Here is a 21,465-nt window from a genome sequence, read left to right on the forward strand (position 1 = left end):
ACAGCTTACTTTGAGGGCAGACTGTTGCAATGTAGGCACTGCCCACTCAAAACGCGATGCATGCATAACCCCAAAGCTGCGGATCATCGAAAAGGTGCCGGTCGACAGGTATCGTTTCAGCTCGATGGAAAACGCAAGCCCACCTATACCGACTGGATGAAGCACCGGGTGGATAGCGATCGAGGCAAAGCTATTTACGGCCACAGATTGTCAGTGGTGGAGCCCGTTTTTGGTAACATAGGCTTTAATAAGCGCCTAAACAAGTTCAGTTTACGCGGAAAAACCAAGGTTCAGGGACAATGGCAACTGTACTGTATGGTACATAATATTGAGAAGTTAAAGAACTATGGACGGTTAGCGAGTTAGAAAGCGGCCCAGCGTGACTCCGAGAGGAATATATACTGAAAATGCGTTCTGACAACGATTTGTGCTTTGAAAATCCAGGGAAAACCGTAGAGGAAATGTGTTCGCTTTCCGAGTCGGTTTTTCTACAGCCTCGTTACCGATGGATTGGCAAACGCGTCACAGAGCGCAACTGCGAAACGGTTTATCGTGACCGCCGTGTCTTATCCTGGTCATTGTTGGCCCCGGTTTATCGTGGCGACCATGACCTTTCGCGGGCCGGGCTGTAATTGTTAGTGTTCACAATTCTTTCATCGGCCGCCTCTACCATCTCTGCAATGTGCGTCCAATAGTTAAAGTATCGGCCTTTCGCGGCCGATCTTTTGGTGAATTGGGGTAATCGAATCCCAAGTAGGAGGGTATTCTGAACCGGATCAAGATTGGCGCCAGGCTCGCCATCGCTTTTGCCATCGTCTGTGTATTTTTGATTTGGGCAACCGGGGTAGGCCTGTACTACCTGTCGAAATTGAAATCATCCGCTGACGAAGCCATCAACGGGGCCGCGGCGCTGGCACTCAATGCCCAGCGTGTCCAGATCCTCGCGCTCCAGGAGCGGCGCTTCGAGAAGGACGTGTTTATCAATATCGCCTCGGCGGAAAAAGTGAGCTCGTATTTCGAGCGCTGGCAGCAGGTTGGCACGCAGCTGGCCGCGGAGCTGCACACGGGAAGTTCCCTGGCGCCGGACGATGATCTGCGCGAACACTACCGTGGAGCGCGGGAGGGGCTGGCGGCCTATCAGGCGGATTTCAAGGCGGTCCACGAGCGCATAGTCGCGGGCGAGCTGACCACGCCCGGCGCGGCCAACGCGGCGTTTTCCGAGTACAAGGCGAATATTTACCGGCTTGAATCCCACGCCGAGGAGATCAATGTCCGTGCAACGGAGCACATGGCCGGGGTAATGCCGGCCATGAACCGCTCCTATGATCGCGCGGTGACCGGCTTGTGCGCGGTTGCCCTCCTGGCATTGGCACTGGCCGGTCTGCTGTCGGTGGTTGTCACCCGTAGTATCGTGCGCCCGCTGGGGCGGGCGGTAGCGGCGGCGCGGGCGATCAGCGAGGGTGATTTGCGCCATCAGATCGCGGTGAACGGCCGCGATGAAGCCGCCCAGCTACTGGCCGCCATGCGCCAGATGAGCGCGTCATTGTCGGAACTGGTGGCCGGCTTGCGGCGCGCCGGAGATACGGTGTATCGCGGCGCCAACGGGGTGGCGGGCGGAGCGCTGGAGTTATCCTCGCGTACCGAGCAGCAGGCCGCGGCACTGCAGGAAACCGCGGCCACAATGGAGCAGTTTTCCGCCACTGCCCGGCGCAATAGCCAAACCACGCAACGAGCGACGGATCAGGCCCAAAACGCATCGGAACGCGTGGGGGGCGGTGGCGAGGAAGTGCGTACCAGTGTCGGCCTGATACGGGAAATCGCCACCCAGTCCACCGAGATGAACGGCATTATAGAAACCATCGATGGCATCGCTTTCCAGACCAATATCCTGGCCCTGAACGCCTCCGTTGAAGCCGCGCGGGCCGGCGAGCAGGGCAGGGGCTTCGCCGTGGTGGCGCAGGAAGTGCGCGGCCTCGCGAGCGGAGCCACGGAATCGGCCGGCCGTATTCGCGTGTTGCTGCAGGAAATCCAGGAGAAGATCCAGCATTGCGCGGTACAGGTGGAAAATAGCGGAGACTCCATTGACGGCACCGTGGGGGCGATCAATGGCCTGGCGAGCATGATGGGAGAAGTGCTGGTCGCAACCAACGAACAGATCAACGGGATCGACCAGGTAACAACCGCGGTTGCGCAGATTGACACCGTGACCCAGCAGAACGCCTCGCTGGTGCAGGAGTCGAGCGCGGCGGCGCAGTCGCTGGAACGGCAGGCCGCTGAACTCAAGGCGCTTGTGGCGAGGTTCCGCACTGATGAAGAAGGCGCCGCGCCCGCCGAACCCGACAATACCCGGGCTGAACCGGTGCCGGATAGCGACGCCGCGGAAGCCGAGACACGGGCGGCGAGGAAGCGTTTTGCCGCATGACGCCAGTTGGTAGGCTAGGTGTTTCCTCGCGCTCGGCGGGGAGAGCGCCCCATGTGACGGTTTGTCGAGCCAGGGTGTCCCGGATTTGCAACACTCGCGAGCAGTTCTGGCTATCACGCTTATTCCCTGGCGCCGCTATGCTTCCTCCCAGCAACCTATAGGGAGGTAGAACCATGAACAAACTCGCAAGCATTACCATCGGTCTGGCCGTGGCCGCCACATCACTGAACGCCGCGGCCGATCGCAACGATCGCGCGCATCTCGCCATGTGTAACGACAATATCCGGCAGGCGCTCGGTGAGGACACCCACACGCGGCTTTACGGCATCCAGCATCGCCGTGACGGCGACCGTTTGCGTCTCAAGGCCCTGCCCGCGGAGGGGGATAGCCAGGTACTCAACTGCTGGGTGGACGAGCAGGGCGGAGTGACGTTGCAAACCAAGGATGGTGTCGCGCTGCGTACGCCGGCTTACGATGGCGGCGAGCGCGTGTCACTGAGTGAATGAATAGCCATCCATAGTGAATCAGAGCTGACCGAGGCCGCCCTTCCGGGCGGCCGTTTTTGCGGGTGCCTACCGCGGCGCCGACAGCGGCACCTAATCTTCCACGTCGTCCACGTCGATCTGGCCAGTAAGGCGCTTGCGAATGTGCGACCAGGACATGCCCACCGCCAGTAGTATCGATATCAGCACCAGTGACACCCAGGCCAGGGCGCTGGCGGAGTCCAGCTGTATCCAGTCGAGATCGACGAACAACCAGACAATGCAGCCGAACAGCGCGGCTCCCAGAATGATGCCCAGCCAGCCCATGGACAGGAAGGTGGCGCGCAAGTAGATGATCCACAGGATCAGCAGGACGATGCCGACGATGGCGATCACCGGTCCGAACTGCGTGCCCTCGGCGAGCACCCAGCTGACGTAGGAGTAGTCGGTGGGATTGTAGGTGCCGAGGACCAGCGCCAGGGCGAAGACCCAGCGCCAGAGGAAGCTGCCGGCATCGAAGTTGTTGGCCATGGGCGATATCCATTGCTGTTGTTGTCGGCCCTAAACCTAGAGCAATTGTCAGGTGAGGGCAAGCCGCGAAGGATTGGAGCGACGGTTTGGCGCGATCGTTTGGCGGGTTTGTTTCAGGCCCGCTCGCTGGGTACCCCGTAGTGGGCCTGGTAGGCGGCGAAGTACCGCCGCGACGCGTGGTCCGCGGCGCTGATGCCGTATTGATGGCTGCCGAACTTGCCCTGGGGCTTGTCCGCCAGGAAAGCGGTCATGGCGCCGCGCGTCACCTCGGTCAGCGGCATGTGAAAGTGGGTGTAGAGTGCCTCGATGCAGGCCATTGGATCGGTGAGCAGGTCCGCGTAGCGCAGGTCGTGAATGTTTTGAGAGGGAACCAGCCCCGCCGCGCGCTGCGCCATCACCCGTTCGAGCCGGGCGGCGGTGGCTTCGCCCTCCACCAAACCGGCAAAGGCGGTGGCGTCGAAAGGCCGGTCGCTGCGCATCCAGTACAGGCTGCCGAGAAGACTGGTGGCGGATGACATGCATCGGATCGGATCGCGATGGGTCTGGATGACGCGGGCGTCCGGGTAGATCTCGAGTAGCGCGGGTAAATGCCCCAGGTGCTCGGGGGCCTTGAGCAGCCAGTGCCGGCGCGGGTTGCGCCACTGCAGCAATTGCAGCATCTGCCGGTGCCAGGCGTAGACCGGCGCCAGGTCGGCGCTGGCATACCAGGCGTGGTAGCTGGGAATCTGGTAGAGCGCGGCGATATGGTCCGAGATAAAGGTGTTGGCCCAGAGCATGCCGCACTCCGCGGGGATGTGCCCGCCCATCTCGTGCATGGTAGCGAACTCCGGGACCACGCGGCTCCACTGGGTCACCAGGGCGTGAATGTGCTCCCGGCGCGGGTCCGTGGCGTAGCTCGCCGCGGCGGGGGGAGGGCAGCTGAGGAAGGTTTCCCAGGTCTGGGGCGATCCCAGCGCCGGGTCGCGGGACAGCAGTTCGAACAACACCGAGGTGCCCGAGCGGGCCAGCCCGGTGATAAAAATCGGTCGGTCGATTGGCTCGTCGTGAATTTCGGGATGGCGCCGGAAGGTGTCGACGATGCGCAAGCGGTTTTGCAGCCACAGCAGGATGTCACTGCGGGCCATGAGGCGGCCCATCAGGGTGAGCCCTGCCTCGGCCTCCAGGGCTTTCAGTAGCACCTGGAACGGTTCCCTCCACACGTCATCGCCAAAATCGGCGAGCCCGGTGGCCTCCCGTGCGCATCGCAGCAGTGAGTTCTCGTCCAGCGGGACCACGCCCGGCAGGTCGAAACAGGCGCCTTCGGCGTTCATGCGCCGCAGCCAGTCCGGATGGGGCGGTGGCGACCAGCGCCCCGCGAGGGTCGAGGGTCCCGCTCCATTGTCTCGCTTGAAATCAGTCATGCCCTGGGGCCCCTCGAATGCGGCGGGTCGGATGAACCCACTATGGTGCAGCGCCGTGCGCCGGGCAAGCGCGGCGGTTCAACTGCGTGGGCCGGTGGCGGCTTGCTATGGCGCCGCTGGTTCAAACTTGTGGTAGATCCAGCGGGGACTTGGGTCGTTGCTGGCAAATGCCGAGCACTTGCCCTAGCTTGCTGTGAGGCATCGACACAACAATCCCACTGGCGGCGCCCCGCTCACCGATGGTGGATTCATGGCCAGCTAGCGGGCCCGGTAAGAGGACGGACTTTATGTTTGGCGACTGTAAGGATGACGAGCAGCTGCGCGATACCTGGCACCGTTTCTGCGACGAGTTGCGCGAGGCGGGCGAACTGATATTCCGCGATACCACGCCGGCCAACCCGGTCACCCGGGCCACCGGCTTGCGTTTACTGGCGCGCAATATTTCGCTGGGGCTGCAGTTCGAGCTGGAAAACAACGACCCCCGCGTCCCGCATCTGATGCACTACTTCGACCCGGTACGCAAGCAAGGCGGCGACAACGCCGACGCTCTCTACCAGGGCGCACCGATCAATGGCACCGACACCTACCGGATCAGCGGCAACCGCGGTACCGCGGCCTTCTTCGCGGTCACCGTACTGGAAAACGGCGAAACCCCCTGGGGCGGGGCGGTGGTCGGCACCCTGCTGGGGGACGACCTCGAGGTCGACGAGCACGGCGATTTCGAACTCTATCTCGGCCCCGAGCCGCAGCCCGGCAACTGGATCAAAACCAGCCCGGATTCCTACCGCGTGACCTTCCGCCAGTTTTTCAATGACTGGGAAAACGAGCGCCGCATGGAAGCGCGCATCGAGCGCCTGGGCCCACCGGCTGTGCCAGAGGATTTCACACCGGAGCGCGCCCGCGCGGGGCTGCTCGGCGCGGCCAGATGGGTCGCCTGGTCCACCCATTTCTGGGCGGACAAAATCGACCTGTGGAAAGCCCGCCGCAACGAATTCGTCAGCTATGGCGAACTCGAAGACAAAAAGATCGATTTCACCCCCGCCGGCACGCCACTCATCGCCTATTGGCGCGTACCCCGGGACGAGGCCCTGCTAATCCGGGTGACGCCGCCCAAGGACTGCACCTACTGGAACTGCGAGTTCGGGAACTACTGGTGGGAAACCATGGACTACCGGCAACGCATCACCAGCATCAATGGTCACTACGCCCACTACGAGGAGGATGGCAGCCTGCTGGTGATCATCAGCCACGAGGACCCCGGGGTCGGTAACTGGATGGATCCCTCGGGGCATGAGGATGGGTATATTACGTTTCGGTGGATGGGGACTGCTGAGGTGGCTAGGCCGGTTTGTGAGCAGGTGCCGATTTCTGGGATCAACGCCTTGGACGGCGGCAATACCCGTGTTTCTGTTCAGTCCAGGAGAAAAGGCTTGCAGCAAAGAACTTGCGGAGTGCCCCGTCGTTTTTATCCACTGTGACAGTAATTGGATTCAATTGCCTCCATATGACGTGTAATCCACCCAGGTTTGTCTGCAAACTAGCTGACAGTGGAAGTCAGTAAAGCGTGACAACTTTGGGAGGGCAATGGAATGCCCAGTTTGTACTTACCCCGCAGAATGCGTTTTCAATTAATTCTACTGGGGATTGTGTTCTTTTACTGTGCAGGTATTGGAGCGCAACCGCCATTAGAGATAGAAAACCTTATTGCGCCGCAGCACTCGATAAAATTCTCAGTGAAGCTGGACTACTTGCAAACTCGTGAATTGGTAAATGTGGGCCCATTGGCTCTGAATTCAAAAAATTCACTAGTTCAGTTTAATCGCTTTGAAACAGCTAGTGCGATCTCTCAGGTTCGCTGGGGATTGGGGTCACGAGTTGAGCTGAATGCCAGCTACGGGCATCAAACTCTTGACGCCTCTATGGGGATTGGTGAGCAGGGAAGTGATCGTGAATTCCTTTTGATTGGTGGTGCTTGGGAGGTAAGTCCGGAGAACAGCACCCCAGCATTAGTATTGAATTTTAGCCTTGAAGCGGCTGGAAACTCCTACTCTCATGAAAAGTATATTTACGCCAAGACACAAAGTGTTGGTGCAACGATATACCGATCATTAGATCCCGTTGTTCTGAGTGCGAGTGCAAACTACACAAATTATGAATCCAGGCCTGTCGGGGTGGTTCAGGTAAATCCTGGGGATGTCGCCTCATTCCACTCAAACCTGAACTTTGCCGTGAATCACCGGCTTTCTCTCCTTGGCGGAGTAGGGCTTCGCATTTACCAACCTTCAACGCTAAACGGGATGAGCCTCTCTTCCCGTGAGACCTTTTTACTTACGAAGCTGGGTGTAGGCCTGCGGCTCGGGAGGCAGTCTACATTATTCGCGAACACTGAGTTTACCTTGGCTGGGGAGGAGTCAGCCTCGTTGATGTTGGAGTGGATATATCAGTTTTGACCAATAGGAGTGAATGGGAATTGCTCAAATATTCTCAAGTACAGGGAGTAGTACGATGAAAAGACTAGCCACAGTAGCCCTTGCAATCGGTCTGTCTCAAGTGATTGCGACAGGTGTAAACGCAGCAGAGCGCAGCGAACTGACAGACAGGCATGTTGTCTCATCTGCATTCGGACCAGGCGCGTCAATCTCAAGCGAGGACTTTTTGAGTGACATGGAGTTGCAGCAAACGCACGGGAAGGTCGCACCTTTGGTTATGGTTGCGACAATAGCGGGCCTTGATATCGCGCTCATGTCGTTCTTCTACGGTGTTTATGTGCCGAACTATGCCTCATCGGGTGGTGGGTGCCTGACCTGCTCGGATAAAAACACGGATCTCCAGTAATTATGACTTCTTCTAGCCCGACTGGAATTTTTTCCCTGTCGGGCTAGTTTGTATATGTGGGCGCATAAATGTATGTCATATATTTAAGGGATTCGTTATGAAGCATCCGGCGCTGATTAGAAAGTTGAGGGAGTATCGTTACGAAAAGCTGTATTCAAAATATACATGGATGATCGTGGCTGCCGCGGGCGTCGTCGTATTTGGCTTTCTGCTGCTTGTTTACTGCATTTACGGCGACAAGGTGCCGGGGCCCGTAATCTTAGTAATAGGGTGTGCCGCATTCTTGGTTTGTATCGCAATTGGAGACCATTTTGGAGCCCGAATTGCGAAAAGGGAGGCAAATCAAGTAGAAGATTCCAGTGAGCGTGATGAGAATTCTCGTCACTAGGTGTCGGAATGCACTACTTATTCCATTTCTCGCCAGCTTTTGGATCTGCGCGAATGCAGAAGAGGTTCTTGGTGACAGGGATTTTAGAAGCTGGAAGGAACTTCGTGATCATGGTGTTGTAAAGCAGTCGCTTGAATATAGTTGTGGCCTGGCTGCCCTGGCTACGCTTCTCACGCACTATTTTCAACAGCCGATCTCCGAAGAGCAGATACTTAGTGATCTTCTGGAGGACGAAGCACTTGTGAGCCGCACTTTGGATTGGGAGAGCACCGGAGTGTCTTTGTGGATACTGAGATATCTGGCTCAAAAATATGGTTATGTCGCGACTGGCCTGTCTCTCGATGAGAAACGATTAAGACAGTTACGTTTTCCAGCGGTTGCGGCGCTCGAACATGATGGCTTTGCGCATTTCACTGTGCTTCGGGGTGTCGGGGCGGAGAATTTTCACCTTGCAGATCCTTCCTGGGGAAATACATCGCTTACCAGTCAGGATTTCATGAGTAAGTGGCTTGATCCGGTGACGGGTAGAGGAAAAATTTTGCTATTGAGTCCAAAGTCCGAACGCGCTGAAAGGAATCTAGATTTTTTGCCTGATACTGAGGCGCGTAGGCAAAGTCCAAGCTGGGGAAACGATTGGTCGGGGCAACAGATCATGCCGTTTGAGCCGCGTTTAAGGTTTTATCCAGGCTCTTAAGTATTAGCGCACTCCCGCCCCATTCATTAAAGACTCCTGGGGTCAGCCCGTATTGCAGAGTCATCTCAATATTTTTAAGAATTCAGTGTGGGGTGCCCTTAAATTCACTGGAGTATAACTTTTTGGAGGTCTGGGAAGAATTGCGTCATGCACTCAACCGCGTACCGGGCTAGGGACCAGAAGGGGCAGAATGATTGGGATAGTGGTGCCCGGTTCCGGCAGGGATACGACGGGGGCGCTGTGGGACCCTACAAGGCCCTCCTCGTAGAGCTGTTGAGCCCGGAGGCGGACAAGCCGCTTTATCTCGTTGTGAGGGAGTCCCAGTCGGGAAAGTTGGCTGCTGTAGCCGTAAAGGATGCTGGCCCGGTGGGCCGCTATGCGGATGTCGGTGGCTCTCAGGGAAACCCGTAGGATTCTCCCGGACAGCTTGCGGTGGAAGTAGTGGTTGCCGTTGAGTGTGAGGACGTAAGGGGCTCTGGTCGCCATATCTGCCGGTATCCTGTCAGTATGCAAGTGGTATGCAAATCGACACTCGGCGAGAATCTGGCGGGCACAAAAAAGCCCCGATGCAGATTAAGCAATCAGGGCTTTGATGTAGCTAAAATAGCCTGTAAAACCGTTAAAAGTGAGGGTTGGTAGATGCTTACCTCACCGGCCTTACGTTGTATGGCTCCGCCTGCTGGGCTCGAACCAGCGACCCATTGATTAACAGTCAATTGCTCTACCAACTGAGCTAAGGCGGAATGGCGTTAACCAGAGGCCGCGTATATTAATGACCGATGGGGGTTCGGTCAACACCCTTGGCGCGATTATTTCAGTTTCTCTTCGATGGCCCCCTGGCGGCTGCAATTCGGGCTTATGTGGATGATAATCAAGGGGTATTTGCGCGAGTAGAGCTGTACAGATTATGTCCAAAGCGTTCAAGGTGAATTCGGCCTTCGCCCCGGCGGGGGATCAGCCCAAGGCGATCGAGGGCCTGGTGGAGGGGGTGCAGGCGGGCCTGGCATCGCAGACCCTGCTCGGGGTGACCGGTTCCGGCAAGACCTTCACCATGGCCCACGTGGTGGAGAAGCTGCAGCGGCCGACCATTGTCATGGCCCACAACAAGACCCTGGCGGCCCAGCTTTACGGGGAGTTCAGGGAGTTCTTCCCTGACAACGCGGTGGAGTACTTCGTCTCCTACTACGACTACTACCAGCCGGAGGCCTATGTGCCGTCCTCCGACACCTACATCGAGAAGGATTCCTCGGTCAATGACCACATCGAGCAGATGCGGCTTTCGGCCACCAAGGCCCTGCTGGAGCGTGACGACTGCCTGGTGGTGGCCACGGTGTCGGCGATCTACGGGTTGGGGGACCCCCAGTCCTATTTCAAGATGGTGATGCACCTGTCGCGGGGGGAGATCATCGACCAGCGGCACATCCTGCGCCAGCTGGCGGAACTGCAGTACACCCGCAACGACGTGGATTTCCAGCGCGGTACCTACCGGGTGCGGGGGGATGTGATCGATATCTTCCCGGCCGATTCCGAGCGCGAGGCGGTGCGGGTGGAGCTGTTCGACGAGGAGATCGAGAACCTTACCTTCTTCGACCCCCTCACTGGGGAGGTGCAGGCCAAGGTGCCGCGGGTGACCATCTTCCCCAAGAGCCACTACGTCACTTCCCGTGACGTGATGCTGAACGCGGTGGAGCAGATCGAGCAGGAGCTGGGCGTGCGTCTCAAGCAGCTCAACGACGCCGGCAAGCTGGTGGAGGCCCAGCGCCTGCAGCAGCGCACCAAGTACGATCTGGAGATGATCCGCGAGCTGGGCTATTGCAACGGGGTGGAAAACTATTCCCGCTACCTGTCCGGCCGCGCGGCGGGGGAGCCGCCGCCGACCCTGTTCGAATACCTGCCGGACAACGCGCTGGTGATCATCGACGAATCCCACGCCACCATCCCCCAGATCGGCGCCATGTACCGCGGCGACCGTTCGCGCAAGGAGACCCTGGTGGAGTACGGCTTCCGCCTGCCCTCGGCGTTGGACAACCGCCCCCTGCGTTTCGAGGAGTGGGAGCGGCTGGTGCCCCAGGCGATCTTCGTGTCGGCGACCCCGGGGGCCTACGAGCAGGAGCACTCCGGGCGCACGGTGGAGCAGGTGGTGCGCCCCACCGGCCTGGTGGACCCGCAGCTGGAGGTGCGCCCCGCCAGCACCCAGGTGGACGACCTGCTGGGCGAGATCCGCAAGGTGGTGGGGACCGGCCAGCGCGTGCTGGTCACCACGCTCACCAAGCGCATGGCGGAGGATCTCACCGAGTACCTGGCCGAACACGATGTGCGGGTGCGCTACATGCACTCCGACATTGATACCGTGGAGCGGGTGGAGATCATCCGCGACCTGCGCCTGGGCGAGTTCGACGTGCTGGTGGGCATCAACCTGCTGCGGGAGGGCCTGGACATGCCCGAGGTGTCCCTGGTGGCCATCCTCGACGCCGACAAGGAGGGCTTCCTGCGTTCGGACCGCTCGCTGATCCAGACCATCGGCCGCGCCGCGCGCAACCTGGAAGGGCGCGCGATTCTGTATGCGGACCGGATCACCGGCTCGATGGAGCGGGCCATGGCCGAGACCGAGCGCCGGCGGGAAAAACAGCTGGCTCATAACAAAGAACACGGCATTACCCCGAAGGGGGTGGAGAAGTCGGTGCAGGACATCATGGAAGGCGCCCGGCGCATGCCCACCCGCGGCAAGGCGAAGGGGCGCAAGGTGGCCGAGCAGACCATGCCCTACAGCAGCGAGATCGCCAGTCTCAGCCCCGCCGCCCTGGCGCGCAAGTTGCAACAGATGGAAGCGCAGATGCAGGAGCACGCCAAAAACCTGGAGTTCGAGGAGGCCGCGGCGCTGCGCGACCAGGTGGCGGAGATCAAGCAACTGGCTTTCGTCAGCTAGCGGGCTGGCGGCTCTGGGCTATAGTTGTGGGCAGTGGCACAAGGAGACAAGCGATGAAACTAGTACCTGCCGCAGCGTTGCTGTTCGCGCTATCCGTCCCGGCCCTGGCTGATCTCAAGCCCGAGATCATCGACTGCGACGCGGGCAAGGCGGCGCGCAATGCGGCGATGAAGGCTACGATTGGCGTGAAGGGGCCCTGTGACGCGGAGCGGCTCGCCGACGATGCCCGCGACGACGTCGGTGACAAAATGGACGATGTGCGCAAGGGCGCCGGCGACAAGGCCGAGGACATGCGCGACAAACATAAGGACAAGCGCGACCACAAGCAGGGTAAGAACTAGTTTTTCTCGGGGGGCAGCCGCAGGCTCACGCACACGCCGCTGCCGTCGGCCAGGTCACTCGCCGTCGCGCTGCCGCCCAGGTATTCGCTGATCAATTTAACGATATACAGCCCCAGGCCGAGGTGGACGCCGCCGCTGGCCCGGTTCTCGCGCACCGACACCATGGCTTCGAACAGCTGTCCCTGCATGGATGCCGGCAGTGCGGGGCCGCGATTGCTGACGCTCAACTCCCAGTGGGTATCCTCGGCTCGCAGGCCAATGCGCACGGGGGCTTCCTCCGCGGAAAACGACACCGCGTTGTCCACCAGCTTGTCCAGGGCCTGTACCAGCAGGTCCGGCGAGGCGAGTACCAGGGCGCTGTCCACCTTGCAGTCCAGGCGGATCTGGTGCCCGGGATAGGCGCCCTGGTAGGCCGGCAGCAGGTCCCGCAGCAGCGGCACCAGGTCCAGGGGGATCAATGGGTCGCCGCGCACGCTTTCTTCCACGCGGCTGGCCTCGGTCATCGCGGTGAGGATGCGGTTCAGTCGCGCCAGGCCCTCCCGGGCCCGCCCCACGTAGACGCCGCGCTGGTCCCGGGTGTCTTCCTGCTCCAGGTTGTCCAGGGAGGACTGGATGACCGCAATGGGCGTGCGCAGTTCGTGGGATAGCTTGCGGCTCAAGGTGCGCAGGTATTCGTTGTAGGCCTGCAGCTCCGCCAGCAGATCGGCGTAGCGCCGCGATAGTTCGCCGATTTCGTCCCGGGCGCGGCTGCGGGGAAAGCGCTCCAGCTGCAGCGCGCCCTTGTCCACCACCTCGCCCGCGGCGCGGCTCAGGCGCCCGATGCGCCAGGACAGCACGCTGGCGTAGGTCAGCAGCCCCAGCGCCGCGAGGCCAATGGCCAGCAGGCTGTACCCCAGCAGGTGGCCGAAAGCGCGGTCGGTCAGTGACAGGTACTGTTCGCTGCTCTGGCGTACCACCACGCCGCCGATGGTCTGGCCCCCGGCCCGCACCGGCGCGGCCGCCGACAATACCGTGCGACTGCCGCCTTCGGGTTCCCGGTACCAGCGGCTGTCCACCGCGCCGCGCAGGGCCCGTTCCAGTTCCGTCGCCGCCAGGCGGCCGTCCGCCGCGGTGCGGGGCAGGGGCGGGGTGTCCTCGCTGGCCAGGATGCGCCGGTATAGCGCTTGCAACAGCCAGAAGGTGCCATTGCCGTCTCCGGTCGCGCCCCCGCCGACGCTGTCCGTCGCCGGTGCCGCCTGCGCCAGTTGCCAGCCCGCGGTGTCGAACACCTGCAGCTGTCGGCCGGGCGTCGCGAAGGCATCGAGGGCGGCGCGCAGGGGCGTTGGCGAAAACACCAGCCAGGGCGGGGCGGCGGTATCCAGCGGCCCGATATTGCCGGCCATGACCGGTGCGCTGCCCGCGCGGCGGCTGATGTTCACCACCTGCAGGCCGAGGCGGCCGCCGGTCATGGCCAGGGGCAGCTCGAGTTCCAGGGTGTAGCCGTTGCGCGTGTCCTGCCAGTAACCGCGGATGCGCTGCGCATCCGCCCCCGGGTGGCGCCGGCCATCGGGACGGGCGCGCACGCTGCCCGGGGCCGCGGTGGCGATCACATACTGCTGGCGTTTGCCGTGCAGCCAGGTTTGCAGCAGCAGGCGGTCGCCGTTGGGCTCGGGTGACAGGCCGGGGTTGTCGTAGACGACCTCCTCGTCCTCCACCGTCAACAGCAGATAGAGCTGCTCGTCACGCGTCGCCGCCTGGTAGCGAAAGGCGGCGCGCTGCGCCCCGCCGCCGCTGGCGAAGCGGCCGGTCCACTGCTCCGGCCAGCCGTCGGCGTAGCCGTCGACGATGATCGGCGCCCCGGCCGCGCGGGCGTAGAGGGTGTGATCCGTGTCAGCCGGTTCCGCCAGGCGCCCCGGCCAGGGATAGAGCAGCTCGGGCTGGTCGGCAAAGCTGGCGGCCACGGCCTGCGCGGTGGCTTCCAGTGCGCGGGCCTGGCCCTGGCGCAGGGCGCCCTCGATCTCGCGCACGAACTGGCAGCCGGCCCAGGGCAGGGTAAGCAGCAGCAGGCTGACCAGGATCAGTTGCCGGCGCAGGCTCACCGATCGCGGCCCAGCCAGCGATAGCCCATGCCGTAGGCGGTTTCGATGGCGTCGAAGTCCGTGTCCACGCGCTGGAACTTGCGGCGAATGCGCTTGATGTGGGAGGTGATGCTGTTGTCGTCCAACACCACGTTGGCGGCCTCCATGAGCTGCCGCCGGTTTTTCACGTGCCCGGGGTGGCGCGCCAGGGCGTGCACCATCCAGAACTCGGTGACCGTGAGTTCGACGGCGGCCTCGCGCCAGCTGGCGGTCATGCGCTCCAGGTTCAGCACCAGCGCCCCCTGTTCCACCCGGTGCTCGCCGGCCTCGGGGGCGCGCATGGCCCGGGCCCGGCGCAGCAGGGCGTTGATGCGCGCCAGCATGTGGGCCTGGCTGATGTCCTTGGTCAGGTAGTCGTCGGCGCCCAGGCGCAGGCCGGAGATGATGTCGAGCTCCGAGTCGCGTGCGGTGAGGAATACGATAGGCAGTTCCGGCGAGCGACTGCGCAGTTCCCGGCACAGGTCGAAGCCGCCCTCCACCTCGTCGCCCAAACCCACGTCGATGATCGCCAGGTCCGGCAGGCGCGCCTCGAAGGCCCGCGCCGCGGCCGGGCGGTTGTCATACACCGCCACCTCGAAGCCCTGGCGCCGCAGTGCGTCGCTGTAATTGGCGGCGAGGGCGGCTTCGTCCTCGACGATGGCGATGTGTTTCGGCATGGGTTCGGTTACCGGGTGGCGAGGCGCCATGGTTCCAGAAAGGCGGGGGCAGCTCAAGCCACCGCCATATTTCGCCACAATTGATCACCGCACTGCCCGAATTGCCCCCCTGAATTGCCAGATTGCCGCGCTGTAATGGCAACACAACAACAAGGGAGGCACGACGTGCAGCAATTAACGATGAACATATCCGGTGCCGCGCCGGTTGGCGCCGCGCCGGATCTCCCGGGCCGGGGCGGCCTGTGGTTCTGTTTCCGGGCCCTGCCCACCGCGGTGAGTGGTGTGCTGGTGCTACTGCTGATTCTGGCCAGTCCGGCGCGGTCCGAGGCGCAAGCCGAGACCGGCGCCGGGGAGATGCGCTGGTTCGACCCGGCTACCGCGAGCTACAGCGCCGCGGTCACCCAGCACAGTCAGTTGAACCTGCGTGTCGCCGGCATGGTGGCGGTGGTGACGCTGGAGCAGACTTTCAACAATACTACCGGCGAGTGGCGGGAGGGCATTTACAGTTTTCCGTTGCCACCCGATGCCGCCGTGCGCCGCCTGGAGATGCAGGTGGGTGAGCGGCTGGTGGTGGGCAAGGTGCGCGAGCGCGAGCAGGCCAAGGCGCTCTATCAAGAGGCCCGCGCCGCGGGCAAGAAAGCCGCGCTGGTGGAACAGCAGCGGCCCAACCTGTTCACCAATCGCATCGCCAACATTGCGCCCGACGAAACCGTGACGGTACGCTTGGAATATGTTCAGCAGGCCCGCTACGACGGTGGCGAGTTCGCCCTGAGCATACCCACCACGCTGACGCCGCGCTATATCCCTGGCATTTCCCGCCGGCCCGAGCCGCGGGCCGAGGAGCCGGCGTTGGCGCCGGCGCTGTCGGTCAATGGCTACCTGGGCTGGGCGGCGCCCACCGATCAGGTGCCCGACGCCGACGCCATTACGCCGCGCCTCTATCCCCAGCCCGGCAGCGACAGCGCGCCGCTCAACCCCCTGGCGGTGGAGGTCGAGCTGGATGCCGGCATGCCGCTGGCGGAAGTGCAGGCCCTGTACCACGAGGTGGCGCTCAGCCGCGACGGCGAGCGTTACCGCATGACCCTGGCCCGGGGTGTCACCGAGATGGATCGCGACTTCGAGCTGCGCTGGCGTCCGGTGACCGGTACCGCGCCGCGGGCGGCGCTGTTTACCGAGGCGGTCGATGGCCAGTACTACGGCCTGTTGATGGTGCTGCCGCCCGACATCGAGCGGCCGGGGGAGGTGCTGCCCCGGGAGCAGGTGTTCGTGATCGACACTTCGGGTTCCATGGGCGGGGTATCCATCGAGCAGGCGCGCCAGAGCCTGGCGCTGGCGTTGCGCCAGCTGCGGCCCGGGGACACCTTCAATGTGATCGCCTTCGATTCCAGCACACGGGCGTTGTTTAACCAGCCGGTGCCCGCCACCCGCCACAACCTGGCCAGGGCCGGCGAGTTCGTGCGCCAGCTGCACGCCAGCGGCGGTACCGAGATGATGCCGGCGCTGGCGCGGGCGCTCGACACCCAGGCCGGGGAGGAGGAAGTGCGGCGCCTGCGCCAGGTCATCTTTATCACCGATGGCGCGGTGGGCAATGAGCAGGCCCTGTTCGAGGCCATCGAGCAGCGCCTGGGCGACAGCCGGCTGTTCACCGTGGGTATTGGCTCCGCCCCCAATCAATGGTTCATGCGCAAGGCGGCGGAGGCCGGGCGCGGCTTCAGCGTGCAGGTGAGTCGGGTGGAGGACGTGAGCGCGCGCATGGGCGCGCTGTTCGAGCGGATCTCCGCGCCGCTGGCCTCTGAATTGCGAGTCGCCTGGCCCCAGGCAGTGGAGGCCTGGCCGGCCCGGGTACCGGACCTGTACCGCGGCGAGCCCCTGGTGCAGGCGGTGCATTTCGGCGCGGCCCTGCCCGCCGGCGAGGTGGCTGTGTCGGGCGAGCTGGCGGGCCGCCCCTGGCGGCAGCGTATCGCGGTGCCGGGGCAGCCGGGCCTGGCTCGGCCGGATACGGCACAGCACGAGGGCGTCGCCAGCCTGTGGGCGCGGCGCAAGATCGCCGGTTTGCTGGCGCTGCGCTCCGCGTCCACCCCGGAGGAGGAAATTCGGCCGCGGGTGCTGGAAGTGGCTCTGGCCCATCAGCTGCTCAGCCCCTATACCAGCTTTGTGGCTATCGAGGAGCGGGTAAGCCGCGACCCCCGGGCGCCGCTGCGCGCCAGCCCCGTGCCCAATACCCGGCCCCGGGGGCAGAGTCCCCAGCCCTATGCCTACCCGAACACCGCCACCACCGGCCCCGCCAAGGCCTTCCTCGGTTGTCTGGCCCTGTTCGTCGCCCTGCTGGTTCATGTCATGCGTCGCCCGGAGGAAGACCGTGTTGTTGAAAAGTCTTGAGCGCCCGCGGAGCTGGGTGTTGTTGGTGCTGCTGTCGGTTGCCGCCCAGCAGCTGGTCGCGGCGGGGATGATCTACGCCAAGGCCGCCCTGGCGCCGGTGCTGATGGAGCGCGCCTGGGAGGCGACCCTGGCGGCGGGCGGAGAAGTACACAAACCCTGGCCCTGGGCGGATACCTGGCCGGTGGCGCGCCTGCGGGTGCCGCAGCTCGGTATCGATCAGTTTGTGCTCGCTGGCGCCACCGGCAACGCGCTGGCTTTCGGGCCCGGCTTGGACGCCGCCGGCGCGCGCCCCGGTGCGCCGGGCACCGCGGTCATCGCCGGTCATCGCGATACCCATTTCCGTTTCCTGCAGCGCCTGCGGCCAGCGATGAGTCTGCAATTGGAGCTGCCGGACGGGCGCCGGGTGTCCTACCGGGTGGGGGATGCGCGGGTGGTCGACGCGCGCCAGCCCCAGATGTCGCCGGCCACCGATGGCCCCGCTGGGCTGGAACTGGTGACCTGCTACCCCTTTGACGCATTGCAACCGGGCGGCCCGCTGCGCTATGTGGTGCGCGCCGCGCCGGCCGGGGGGACGCCCGCCGCGGGGACGCCCGCCGCGGGGACGCCCGCCGCCGGTCTGGCGGTCCCGGACCTGTTTCCTGTTCACCCAAGCGGAGGAGTGTTCGAGCTATGAAAACCCTGCCACACCGCCCCATGCTGGCCCTCTACCAGACCCTGTCCCCTGTGCAACTCGCCGCCCTGGAGCGCGCCGACTGGCGGCGCATCGAGCCGGGCCAAGGCGGCGAGTTTTTTTGCTACCTCAAGCTGCGTCAGCGCTACGCGGAGATGATCGCCCGCCAGTGGGCGGTGCCGGTGCACGGCGCCGGCTATGTGGTGCGCCTGCTGCTGCCGGAATCCGCGCTGGCCGGCTTCGACCTGGAAACCGTGGCCTACCGGGAGCACCTCGAGTACCGGGTGCCCACCTGCGAGTTGCCCGCCCTGTCGTCGCAGCTGGTCGGCCCGGCCCGCCTGGTGTCGGTGTTTCGCGAGCAGCACAGCTACTCGGTTCCGGAACGCGGCGTATCCACGCAGGGCTCTTCTGGGGATGGCACGCCGCTGCTTGCGCTGATGAATTGAGCTTGTATCAGTCCGTTGACGTGGTTGAGTGTCCGTCGATGCTGTCGAGGTCACTGAGGTCGTCGAGGTCGTGGAGGTCGTGGAGGTCGTGGAGGTCGTGGAGGCCGAATGAATTCGGCCCTACAGGGGGGCTGAATCCACCCATGTAGGGCCGAATTCATTCGGCCATAAACCGCAAATGCAGGGCCGATATCAACCGGCCACGCACCGCGGCAAAGGACTCTGATTCAACCCAGAATCAAGCGAGGTCGATATGATCGATCAGCGGCAACTCGCGAATACGCTGCCCGGTGGCGGCGAATATCGCGTTGGTCAGGGCCGGGGCCAGGGGCGGGATCGGCGGCTCGCCGACACCCGACGGTGCCGCGCCGGAGTCGACGAGATACGTCTCGACCACCCGCGGGGCGTCGGCCAGCGAGCCCAGGGGGTAACTGTCGAAATTGTCCTGTTGTACCCGGCCGTCCTGCAGCGTGATGCGCAGGCGCAGGGCGGTGGACAGGCCGTCGTGGATGCCGCTCTCCATCTGCGCTTTGACGTGGTTGGGATTGACTGCCAGGCCGCAGTCCAGGGCGCCGACCACACGGTCGACGCGCAGCTTGCCGTCGGTGACGGTGACTTCCACCACATAGGCGCAGTAGCCGCCGAAGGTGAAGTGGCCGGCGATTCCCCGGCCGGAGCCCGCGGGCATGGGGCTGCCCCAGTCGGCCCGCTCCGCGGCCAGCCGCAGCACCCCCGCCAGGCGCCCGGTGTCGAATATCGGGCCGCCGTGCTGTTCGTAGGGGAATTCCCGCGGCTCGCCGAGCAGGCGCAACTGGAATTGCAGCGGGTCCGCGTTGACGCGGTGTGCCAGCTCGTCGATAAAACTCTGCACCGCGAAGGCATTGGCGCAGTGGGCCGGCGCCCGCCAGGAGCCGCGCGGCATGCCCGACTGCATGGCGAAGTACTCCAGGCGCAGATGGGGCACCAGCCGCCGGGGCGGATCGTCGGGGTAGAGTTCCGACTCCCACATGCCATCCTCGGCCACGCCATCGCGCCGGTAGTACTTGGAGGGGCTGGCTAGGCGCTGGCGCCAGGCGGTTACTTCACCCTTGTCGTTCAATGCCGCGCGCAGCTGCTGCAGCCCGCCGGGGCGGTAGAAGTCGTGGTGCAGGTCGTCGCGGCGGTTCCACTGGAGCTTCACCGGGCGCTTCACCTGTTGGGCGATGAGTGTGGCTTCCGCCACATAGTCCACCGTAAGGCGGCGGCCAAAACCGCCGCCCAGGCGGGTCATTTGTACCTCTATCGACAGCCGGTCCAGCCCGGTGAGCTGGTGCACCATGCGCGAGGCCGCGGCCGGCATCTGGATCGGGCCGATCACGGTGGCGCCGTCCTCGCGCACCTCCACCAGGCAGCACTGGGGCTCCAGGGTGGCATGCGCCACGTAGGGAACGTAGTAGCTCGCCTCGACGCTGTCACTGGCCCCGGCGAAGGCCTGCTCGACGTCGCCCTCATCGAGCACCACCTGCCCATCGGAGGCGGCCAGGGCTTCCTCCATCCGCCGGCGCAATCCCGCGCTGCTTTCCTTGGCGTGGGGCCCGCGATCCCAGCGGATGTTCAATGCCCGGCGGCCGCGTTCGGCGGCCCAGGTGGAGGAGGCCACCACGGCCACGCCGCTGGCCAGCACCGTGTAGGGTTCCCCCGCCGCAGGACCTTCGATGAGGACGATGTCGATCACCCCCGGCACCGCCCGCGCGGCCTTGTCGTCCACGGTCAGCAGGCGCCCGTCCAGCCAGGGACAGCGCTCGATTACGGCATAGACCTGTCCGGGCAGGCGGGCGTCGATACCGTAGCGGGCCCGGCCGGTGACGATATCCTCGGCGTCAACCACCGGGCGCGGGGTGCCGATGATGCGGAACTCCCCGGGCGCCTTGAGCGGCGGGGGTGCCGTCGGCAGGGGCAGGCGCGCCGCCTCCGCGGCCAGCTCGCCGTAGCCCAGGCGGCGGTTGCCGCCGGCGTGCACCACCGCGCCCGGTTCCGTCGACAGGCTGCCGATGTCCACCTGCCAGCGGTTTGCCGCCGCCTGCGTCAGGAGTTGGCGGGCCGTGGCCCCGGCTTCGCGCAGGGGCTGCCAGCTGGAAGCGATGCTGGTGCTGCCGCCGGCGCCCTGGCCCACGTGCAGCCAGCTCATCTGGCCCTCGGTGTTGCGCTGGATGCCCATCGGCATTTGCGCCACGCGCACCCGCGCCCAGTCCACGTCCAGTTCCTCGGCGATCAGCATGGGCAAGGAGGTCTTTACGCCCTGGCCCATTTCCGGCTGTGGCGAGCCGATGGTGACGGCACCGTCGGGGTCGATGCGGACAAAAAAGGCCAGGGTGCCCTCGGGGGGCGCGCCGATGCTGCCCGCGGGCTTTTCCTCGCCGAGAGCCGGAAGCCGGATGCCCAGCAGCAGGCCGCCGCCGACGGCGGCGCCGAGCTGCAGGAAGCGCCGGCGGGGGAGGTGGGCTGCGTCGTTCATGATTCACCCTCCGTCGCCGGTGTCCGGCCCTGCGCGGCCGCCGCGCGGAAGATGGCCTTGCGCACCCGGGTATAGGTGCCGCAGCGGCAGAGGTTGGTTTGCAGGCGCTCGATATCGGCGTCGCTGGGGTTCGGCACCTGCCGCAGCAGGTCCACCGCGGCCATGATCTGTCCCGCCTGGCAGTAGCCGCATTGGGCCACGTCCTCGGCGATCCAGGCCTGCTGCACCGGGTGCAGGCCCTGCGCGCCGAGCCCCTCGATGGTGGTCACCGCCTGCCCTTCGACGGTTTTGACCGGCGTGACGCAGGCGCGCCGCGCGGCGCCATCCACATGCACGGTGCAGGCACCGCACAGGCCAGCGCCGCAGCCGAACTTGGTGCCGGTCAATCCCAGTGAGTCGCGCAGCACCCACAGCAGGGGTTCTTCCGGGTCGCCGGTGTGGGCGACGGCCTCGCCATTGACCGAAAACTGGATCATGGGCTGTATCCCGCTATTCTGGTGTTTGCCAGCCTAGGCAGGGGGCGCCGCCTCCGCAACAACACCGCGGCCCCGCTGCGACGAAGCGAGCCCTCCCCGCGATAAACCGCCCCCAAACAGGGACGCATACCAATTTTCGGAATAAAAGGGAATAAAAGGGGTCAGAACCCTTTAATAAAGGGTTCTGACCCCTTTTATTCCCTTTTAT

At 63.8% G+C, this 21,465-nt stretch carries 19 protein-coding genes and 1 tRNA gene; 13 read left to right on the top strand and 7 right to left on the bottom strand.

Features of this window, described 5'->3' with window-relative positions:
- The 3 genes from JYP50_RS04900 to JYP50_RS04910 form a co-directional block, all read left to right on the top strand.
- On the top strand, positions 1-366 hold a 366-nt coding region (locus tag JYP50_RS04900), incomplete at its 5' end, for a transposase (RefSeq protein ID WP_206559370.1).
- A gap of 502 nt (positions 367-868) precedes the next feature.
- Positions 869-2,422: a methyl-accepting chemotaxis protein gene (locus JYP50_RS04905; protein WP_206559371.1), complete on the top strand. Its 1,554-nt coding sequence runs from the start codon at positions 869-871 to the stop codon at positions 2,420-2,422.
- A gap of 173 nt (positions 2,423-2,595) precedes the next feature.
- Positions 2,596-2,928: a hypothetical protein gene (locus JYP50_RS04910; RefSeq protein WP_206559372.1), complete on the top strand. Its 333-nt coding sequence runs from the start codon at positions 2,596-2,598 to the stop codon at positions 2,926-2,928.
- A gap of 90 nt (positions 2,929-3,018) precedes the next feature.
- Here JYP50_RS04910 and JYP50_RS04915 read toward each other — a convergent pair whose 3' ends face one another.
- The gene (locus tag JYP50_RS04915; protein WP_206559373.1) at positions 3,019-3,435 is read right to left on the bottom strand and encodes a DUF6524 family protein; all 417 of its coding nucleotides are present in this window, start codon (positions 3,433-3,435) and stop codon (positions 3,019-3,021) included.
- Positions 3,436-3,548: 113 nt separating this feature from the next.
- Positions 3,549-4,835, bottom strand: a complete 1,287-nt coding sequence (locus tag JYP50_RS04920; protein ID WP_206559374.1) for a sulfotransferase family protein — start codon at positions 4,833-4,835, stop codon at positions 3,549-3,551.
- Between the two features lie 287 nt (positions 4,836-5,122).
- On the opposite strand from JYP50_RS04920, the gene JYP50_RS04925 reads away from it, so the two are divergent.
- From JYP50_RS04925 to JYP50_RS04945, 5 genes are all read left to right on the top strand, one after another.
- Entirely contained in the window at positions 5,123-6,313 is a 1,191-nt protein-coding gene (locus JYP50_RS04925; protein ID WP_206559375.1) for a DUF1214 domain-containing protein, read from the top strand.
- A gap of 111 nt (positions 6,314-6,424) precedes the next feature.
- On the top strand, positions 6,425-7,285 hold the full coding sequence (locus JYP50_RS04930; protein WP_206559376.1) for a hypothetical protein: 861 nt from the start codon (positions 6,425-6,427) through the stop codon (positions 7,283-7,285).
- Between the two features lie 55 nt (positions 7,286-7,340).
- Positions 7,341-7,670, top strand: a complete 330-nt coding sequence (locus tag JYP50_RS04935; RefSeq protein WP_206559377.1) for a hypothetical protein — start codon at positions 7,341-7,343, stop codon at positions 7,668-7,670.
- A 97-nt stretch (positions 7,671-7,767) separates the two neighbouring features.
- On the top strand, positions 7,768-8,058 hold the full coding sequence (locus tag JYP50_RS04940) for a hypothetical protein (RefSeq protein WP_206559378.1): 291 nt from the start codon (positions 7,768-7,770) through the stop codon (positions 8,056-8,058).
- Entirely contained in the window at positions 8,039-8,752 is a 714-nt protein-coding gene (locus JYP50_RS04945) for a C39 family peptidase (protein WP_241262884.1), read from the top strand. Before JYP50_RS04940 ends, JYP50_RS04945 begins: the two co-directional genes overlap by 20 nt.
- Positions 8,753-9,419: 667 nt before the next feature.
- On the opposite strand, the gene JYP50_RS04950 is transcribed toward JYP50_RS04945, so the two are convergent.
- Positions 9,420-9,495: transfer RNA gene (locus JYP50_RS04950), tRNA-Asn, on the bottom strand.
- A gap of 164 nt (positions 9,496-9,659) precedes the next feature.
- On the opposite strand from JYP50_RS04950, the gene uvrB reads away from it, so the two are divergent.
- Both uvrB and JYP50_RS04960 read left to right on the top strand, forming a co-directional pair.
- The gene (gene uvrB, locus JYP50_RS04955; protein ID WP_206559380.1) at positions 9,660-11,678 is read left to right on the top strand and encodes an excinuclease ABC subunit UvrB; all 2,019 of its coding nucleotides are present in this window, start codon (positions 9,660-9,662) and stop codon (positions 11,676-11,678) included.
- Between the two features lie 53 nt (positions 11,679-11,731).
- Positions 11,732-12,019: a hypothetical protein gene (locus tag JYP50_RS04960; RefSeq protein ID WP_206559381.1), complete on the top strand. Its 288-nt coding sequence runs from the start codon at positions 11,732-11,734 to the stop codon at positions 12,017-12,019.
- On the opposite strand, the gene JYP50_RS04965 is transcribed toward JYP50_RS04960, so the two are convergent.
- Positions 12,016-14,097 (bottom strand): ATP-binding protein, encoded by a 2,082-nt coding sequence (locus tag JYP50_RS04965; protein WP_206559382.1) that lies wholly within the window; start codon positions 14,095-14,097, stop codon positions 12,016-12,018. The two genes, JYP50_RS04960 and JYP50_RS04965, sit on opposite strands and share 4 nt — an antisense overlap.
- Positions 14,094-14,792, bottom strand: coding sequence for a proteobacterial dedicated sortase system response regulator (gene pdsR, locus JYP50_RS04970; protein WP_206559383.1), 699 nt, complete (start codon positions 14,790-14,792; stop codon positions 14,094-14,096). Before pdsR ends, JYP50_RS04965 begins: the two co-directional genes overlap by 4 nt.
- 165 nt (positions 14,793-14,957) lie before the next feature.
- Here pdsR and JYP50_RS04975 point away from each other — a divergent pair, with 165 nt between their 5' ends.
- Genes JYP50_RS04975 through JYP50_RS04985 form a run of 3 tightly spaced genes read left to right on the top strand, consistent with a single transcriptional unit; the run spans position 14,958 to position 18,287 of the window.
- Positions 14,958-17,171, top strand: coding sequence for a marine proteobacterial sortase target protein (locus JYP50_RS04975; RefSeq protein ID WP_206559384.1), 2,214 nt, complete (start codon positions 14,958-14,960; stop codon positions 17,169-17,171).
- Positions 17,152-17,844, top strand: a complete 693-nt coding sequence (locus JYP50_RS04980; protein ID WP_347136723.1) for a class GN sortase — start codon at positions 17,152-17,154, stop codon at positions 17,842-17,844. The genes JYP50_RS04975 and JYP50_RS04980 overlap by 20 nt, the downstream gene beginning before the upstream one ends.
- Positions 17,841-18,287, top strand: a complete 447-nt coding sequence (locus JYP50_RS04985) for a hypothetical protein (protein ID WP_206559386.1) — start codon at positions 17,841-17,843, stop codon at positions 18,285-18,287. The genes JYP50_RS04980 and JYP50_RS04985 overlap by 4 nt, the downstream gene beginning before the upstream one ends.
- Before the next feature lie 238 nt (positions 18,288-18,525).
- On the opposite strand, the gene JYP50_RS04990 is transcribed toward JYP50_RS04985, so the two are convergent.
- Together JYP50_RS04990 and JYP50_RS04995 are read right to left on the bottom strand one after the other, a co-directional pair.
- The gene (locus JYP50_RS04990) at positions 18,526-20,781 is read right to left on the bottom strand and encodes a xanthine dehydrogenase family protein molybdopterin-binding subunit (protein ID WP_206559387.1); all 2,256 of its coding nucleotides are present in this window, start codon (positions 20,779-20,781) and stop codon (positions 18,526-18,528) included.
- Positions 20,778-21,257: a (2Fe-2S)-binding protein gene (locus tag JYP50_RS04995; protein WP_206559388.1), complete on the bottom strand. Its 480-nt coding sequence runs from the start codon at positions 21,255-21,257 to the stop codon at positions 20,778-20,780. The genes JYP50_RS04990 and JYP50_RS04995 overlap by 4 nt, the downstream gene beginning before the upstream one ends.
- Positions 21,258-21,465 lie beyond the last annotated feature (208 nt).

The sequence above is a fragment of the Parahaliea mediterranea genome (assembly GCF_017255185.1).
In the GTDB taxonomy this organism is placed as follows: Bacteria; Pseudomonadota; Gammaproteobacteria; order Pseudomonadales; family Halieaceae; genus JAFKCZ01.